The sequence below is a fragment of the Streptomyces sp. NPDC000410 genome, assembly GCF_040300305.1.
GTDB lineage: Bacteria > Actinomycetota > Actinomycetes > Streptomycetales > Streptomycetaceae > Streptomyces.
Window position 1 is genome coordinate 1 of record NZ_JBEPDM010000110.1, and the last position, 5169, is coordinate 5169.

The window sequence follows — 5169 nt, forward strand, 5'->3', positions numbered from 1 at the left end:
GGCAGCCAGCCACCGCCACACCGCACGCTCCCGCACCCCCAACACGTCCGCCGCAGACCTCACCCGCGTGGTGGTGAGCTTCCCCTCCCGCCGCAAAGCCAGCAGACGACGCACCGCCGGCCCCCGCAACGCCCGAACCGACACAGCCGGCAAAACCCCACTCGCGTCCGGGTCCTGCTCTCCCTGATCCACACCCCCGAGCACACCAACACCCACCGGCCAACGGATCAGAACTCACGAAACTGAGACAGCATCACCCCTCACGCGATAACGCTCCACGACAGCGATGCCCCGTGGAACTCTCACGCCCAGGACAGTGACCCCACACCCCGAAACCTCCACCGACCAGCAACGACAGACCCCCCAGACCCCACTGTCTCCCACCCCACTGTCACAAAACCGAGAGATCGCAGCGACGACGCGGCGCAGGACCTCGACGATGCCGATCCCGACGTCGGCCACGGTACGCACGTCGTCGGCGTCGATCGTCCAGTCCCAGGCGCGCCGGGCGTAGCCGCTGACCGCGTCCGCGAGGTCACGGGTCGGTGCCGCGTAGCCGGTGTCCGACCGGTCGACGGCCTCGTGAAGGGCCTTGGCGACCGGGGCCGCCAGCGGGAAGTCCATCTCCGCGACCGGGAGCGGGAGGACGTCGTCCGGGAAGGTCCGCCATTTGGCGCTCTGGCGCTTCCTCAGCTCTGCGAGAGGGGGGATCGAGTCTGCCGTCACCCCTCGATGATCGGCGCCGCGGGAGCTGTCCCGCTTCCGTTAAAGTGCCAAACAATGCCGGAAATCCGCCACACGCCGCACGCGACGACAGGCCTGCGCCCCCTGCCCGCCGGTACCGGAATCGACGCCCACCGGCACGACGAGCACCAGATCGTCTACGCGGGCCGCGGCATGCTGTCGGTCACCACCGAGGCGGGCAGCTGGATCGCGCCCGCCACCCGGGCGATCTGGATCCCGGCCGGAACGGTCCACGAGCACCGCGCCTACGGTGACACCGACCTCCACCTGGTGGGACTGCCGGTGCGGGACAACCCGCTGGGCCTGGACCGGCCCACGGTCATCGGCGTCGGCCCGCTGCTGCGCGAGCTGATCATCGCCTACACGGAGCGTCCCGCCGACCTCACCGCCGAACGCCGCCGCCTGCGGGCCGTCCTGCTCGACCAGCTGCGGCACTCGGCCGAGCAGCCCGTGCACGTACCCGCCGCCAAGGACCCGCGCCTGGTCGCCGTCTGCGCCGTCCTCCGCGAGAACCCGGCCGACAACCGGACCCTGGCGCAACTCGGCGCGGTGGCCGGCGTCAGCGACCGCACCCTGACCCGGCTGTGCAGAGCCGAACTCGGCATGACCTTCCCGCAATGGCGCACCCAGCTGCGCCTGCACCACGCCCTGCGCCTGCTGGCCGAGGACACCCCGGTCACGGTCGTCGCCCACCGGTGCGGCTGGGCATCCAGCAGCGCCTTCATCGACGTCTTCCGCCGCTCCTTCGGGCACACCCCCGGCGCGCACCACCGAGCCGACCTCGCCCCCGGTGGCGCCGGAGGCCTCGTCGTCCGCTCCAACAGGCGCTCCCCGAAAGGCGCTTGATGGCCTATCGAAGGCCTCCTGATACGCGTTTGGATTGTCGATCGTGAAGACCGACTTCTGCCGGCCGAGCACGGCCTGTTCTTCAGCGGAGAGACCATAGTAGTGCTTGGTCAGGTCGGTTGTGGTGGTGCGTGTCCTCTGGGCCTGGTGTGACGTTGGGAGTGTGTGACGCCGGACGAGATTGGTTTGTTGCGTGGTGAGTTGGAGGCATTTGCGGCGGAGGTGTTCGAGCCGTTCGCGCGCAAGGACCAGCGCCGGTGGGGGCAGGTTTACCTGCGGGGATTGCTGACCGACGGGCGGCGCAAGTCCATCGAGCCGATGGCCGCCCGGCTCGGGGCTGACGGCAACCGTCAGGCCCTGGCCAATTTCATCACCACCAGCCCCTGGGACCCGGCTCATATCCGGGCTCAGCTGGCCTGGCGGATGGAGGTGGCGATCAGGCCGAAGGTCGTGGTCTTCGACGACACCGGCTTCCTGAAGGACGGGACGGCCTCGGCGTGCGTGTCGCGGCAGTACACCGGCACCGCGGGCAAGGTCACCAATTGCCAGGTGGGTGTCTCACTGCACTTGGCCTCGGACCACGCCTCGACGGCGGTCAACTGGCGGCTGTTCCTGCCTCAGACCTGGGACCCGGCCTCACCGAAAGCCGACCCCGACAAGGTCGCCCGTCGCGCCGCCTGCGGCATCCCCGACGACGTCGGTCATGTCGAGAAGTGGCAGCTGGCCCTGGACATGCTCGATGAGACCCGCTCCTGGGGGATCGAGGTGCCGCTGGCCGTCGCGGAGGCCGGATGCGGTGACTGCGCGGCCTTCCGGCACGGGCTGCAGGTCCGCGGCCTGAATTACGTGGTGGGGATCTCTACCACCACGTCGGCCCAGCCCGCTGACGCAGTCCCGGTGCGCGAGCCGTACTCGGGCCATGGACGCCCGCCGGTGGCGAAGTATCCCGACCCTGCCTAGTCGGTGAAAGAGCTGGTCATCGCGGCGGGCAAGAAGGCCGCACGGCCGGTGCAGTGGCGGGAGGGCTCCCGGCCGGGCACCGGCCGCCGCGGGGTCAAGCGGATGTACTCCCGCTTCGTGGCCCTGCGGGTCCGGCCCGCCGGCCGCGAGATCCGCCAAGCCGCCGACGGCCCGGAACTGCCCGAGTGCTGGCTGCTGGCCGAATGGCCCGCAAGCGAGCCGGTCCAGTTCTGGCTGTCCGACCTGCCCGAGGACACCGCGCTGACCACACTGGTCCGGTTGGCCAAGCTTCGCTGGCGGATCGAGCACGACTACCGGGAGATGAAGCAGGCCCTGGGCCTGGCCCACTTCGAAGGCCGCACCTGGGGCGGCTGGCACCACCACGTCACCCTCGTCTCCGTCGCGCATGCCTTCTGCACCCTGCAGCGACTGACCCGGGCCCCAAAAGAAGCGGCGCCGGCCTGAGCCTCTACCAGGTCGTCCGCGAACTGCAGACCCTCCTCGCCACCTGGACCGGCGCCTGCCCCACCTGCCACCGCGACATACCCACACCGATACCAACCTGACCAAGCACTAATAGGAACGTGCCAGTACTTCACCGGATTCATCGATGGGCGGCGGGTTCGCGATGACGGGCAGGGTCCCCTCGGAGCAGCAGTGCGGTGTCAGCGGCAGTGCGCCTGTTGCGAGAGGCTGTGCTCCGAACACGAGGTCGCTGTGGGGATGCCGAGAACGCATTCCCACAGCGACCTCAGCTTGTGCTACCAAACGGTCCAGCACTTGGTGACCTGGGCCTGGTAACCCCCGCCGATGTGGGCCCACTCGCGGGCGCAGTAGTTACCGCCTAGAACGTTCTTGTAGGCGCCCCAGTCAAAGCGGGACCACCGGCCGCTCCCCTCCGTGTTCCCGTTGCCGAGGTGGCCGGGAGGGCCGTAGAGCTGAACGTGATGCTGGCTCCCCTCCTGGTATCCCTGGGCGATCATGTAATTGACCCAGAGGCCGCCGCCGTTGATCTCCAGGCAGGCTTGGGTTTTGTGGTTGCCGCCACTGACCCATTCGGTCTTGCAGCCGTATGCGGAAGCGGACGCTGAAGTCGGAACGAGTGTGACGGTCAGTGCGGCAGCGCAGGCGACCGCAAAGGCCTGAAGCCATTTCTTGACCATGGTGCTCTTCTTTCGGGGTGTGACCAGGCCCCCAGCGGGGTCTGCTGTTGTCTGGGGATACGCGGCAGAGCCTGTGAGGTTCGACAATCGGGGAAGTTTCTTGAGGGAAACTTGACGGTTATTCCGGACAATCCGGATCGGATGGGTGCGTGCGTGCCATGGAGGGGGAAGGCGCGGGCCACGCTGCCTCGACGCCGGCCCTGTCCCTGGCGCGGAGCCGTACCGGTGTCCGGCGTTCAGGGCGACCTCGGCCCCCGGCGGCGCCCGAAGCCTCGTCGTCCGTCCCAACAGGCGCTCTGCGAAAGGCGCTTGATGGACTGTCGGAGGCCTCCTGTCCTGCGGAGATCGCGTATCGCGAACGATCGACAGGGAGAACGCCTTGGCCGAGGCCGCGCCCGGGAGACTCCCCGGCGACGACATACTCCAGGCAGTCGAACGGCATCTGTCCGGTCGTGGCACCCCGACCTCCCTCAGCGCCCCCGGCGCCGCGCGGATCACCTGGCACTCGATCCTCGACGGCGAGATCGTCCGGTCGCTGGAGACGCGTAGCGAGGGGCTCCGGGAGAAACCTGGCAGGTTCGACCTCTCCGGCCGCCCGGAGTACACCAGCCTGGCGGGGCACCGCATCCCCCGCCGTCCGACCCGGGCCGACGGGAGACGCTGGAGCTGGTACACCGGGGCTCGGCGCGCGAGCAGACCTGTGAATGCGGCAACGGCAGATGGCGCTGCCAGCTGTGCCAGGGGAGCAAGCGGCGCACCTGCGAACCCACCAGGCCGTGCGCGGCCTGCCGGGGCACCGACCCGTGCATCCGCTGCCACGGCACCGGCCGCCCACGGGGCCACCCGTACGCGGGCCGCAGCGCGCCCGGCGCCGATGAGCGCGTCGACTGCGTGCGGTGCGGCAAGGCACGCGCGGCGTGCCCCGAGTGCGCGGGGCGCGGGACGACGAAGTGCGCCGACTGCCAGGGGAACGGGGTCGTCGACTGCGAGGACTGCGGAGGGAAGGGCACGGTCCAGCACGCGGTGTGCAGGGGCACCGGGCGCCTCACCACCTGGACCGGGGCGGTCATCGAGCGTCGCGGCGACACGGACCGGGTGAGGCTGCCCGAGGAGCGGCCGCCGTTCCTCGTACGGCAGCGGGCGGAGGGCTCCGGCCGGTGGCGCGAAGCCGTCCTGGACGAGGGCGGGAAGCTGCCGGCCGATCTGGACCCGGCGCACGTCAAAGCCATCGTTCCCCGGCTCGGCAGGCGGGAGGGCGAGTTCGCGAGGCGGGTGGTCCTGCGGCATCTGCCGCTGGCCCGCGTCGAGGTGCCCGCCGATCCGGACCGGGTCTTCTACGTCTTTCCCGGGACGTCCGAGATTGAACCGTTCCGGGTTCGGTGGAGACTTGATTCCGTGAAAGGATCGAGTCATGGCACGCCCTTCCTCCTATCCCCCTGAGCTGCGCAAACGAGCG

The 5169-nt window shown here is 69.7% G+C and carries 4 protein-coding genes and 1 pseudogene; 3 read left to right on the forward strand and 2 right to left on the reverse strand.

Features of this window, described 5'->3' with window-relative positions; translation table 11 throughout:
* Positions 1-234: 234 nt before the first annotated feature.
* Entirely contained in the window at positions 235-726 is a 492-nt protein-coding gene (locus ABT342_RS37835; protein ID WP_351584076.1) for a beta C-S lyase family protein, read from the reverse strand.
* Between the two features lie 54 nt (positions 727-780).
* Between ABT342_RS37835 and ABT342_RS37840 the strand changes: the two genes are divergently transcribed.
* Together ABT342_RS37840 and ABT342_RS37845 are read left to right on the forward strand one after the other, a co-directional pair.
* Entirely contained in the window at positions 781-1590 is an 810-nt protein-coding gene (locus ABT342_RS37840; RefSeq protein WP_351584079.1) for an AraC family transcriptional regulator, read from the forward strand.
* Positions 1591-1755: 165 nt separating this feature from the next.
* A pseudogene (locus ABT342_RS37845) lies at positions 1756-3015 on the forward strand (IS701 family transposase).
* A 296-nt stretch (positions 3016-3311) separates the two neighbouring features.
* Here the strand turns inward: ABT342_RS37845 and ABT342_RS37850 are convergent.
* Positions 3312-3713: a hypothetical protein gene (locus tag ABT342_RS37850; RefSeq protein WP_351584082.1), complete on the reverse strand. Its 402-nt coding sequence runs from the start codon at positions 3711-3713 to the stop codon at positions 3312-3314.
* An 891-nt stretch (positions 3714-4604) separates the two neighbouring features.
* Between ABT342_RS37850 and ABT342_RS37855 the strand changes: the two genes are divergently transcribed.
* Positions 4605-5153, forward strand: coding sequence for a hypothetical protein (locus tag ABT342_RS37855; RefSeq protein WP_351584085.1), 549 nt, complete (start codon positions 4605-4607; stop codon positions 5151-5153).
* Positions 5154-5169 lie beyond the last annotated feature (16 nt).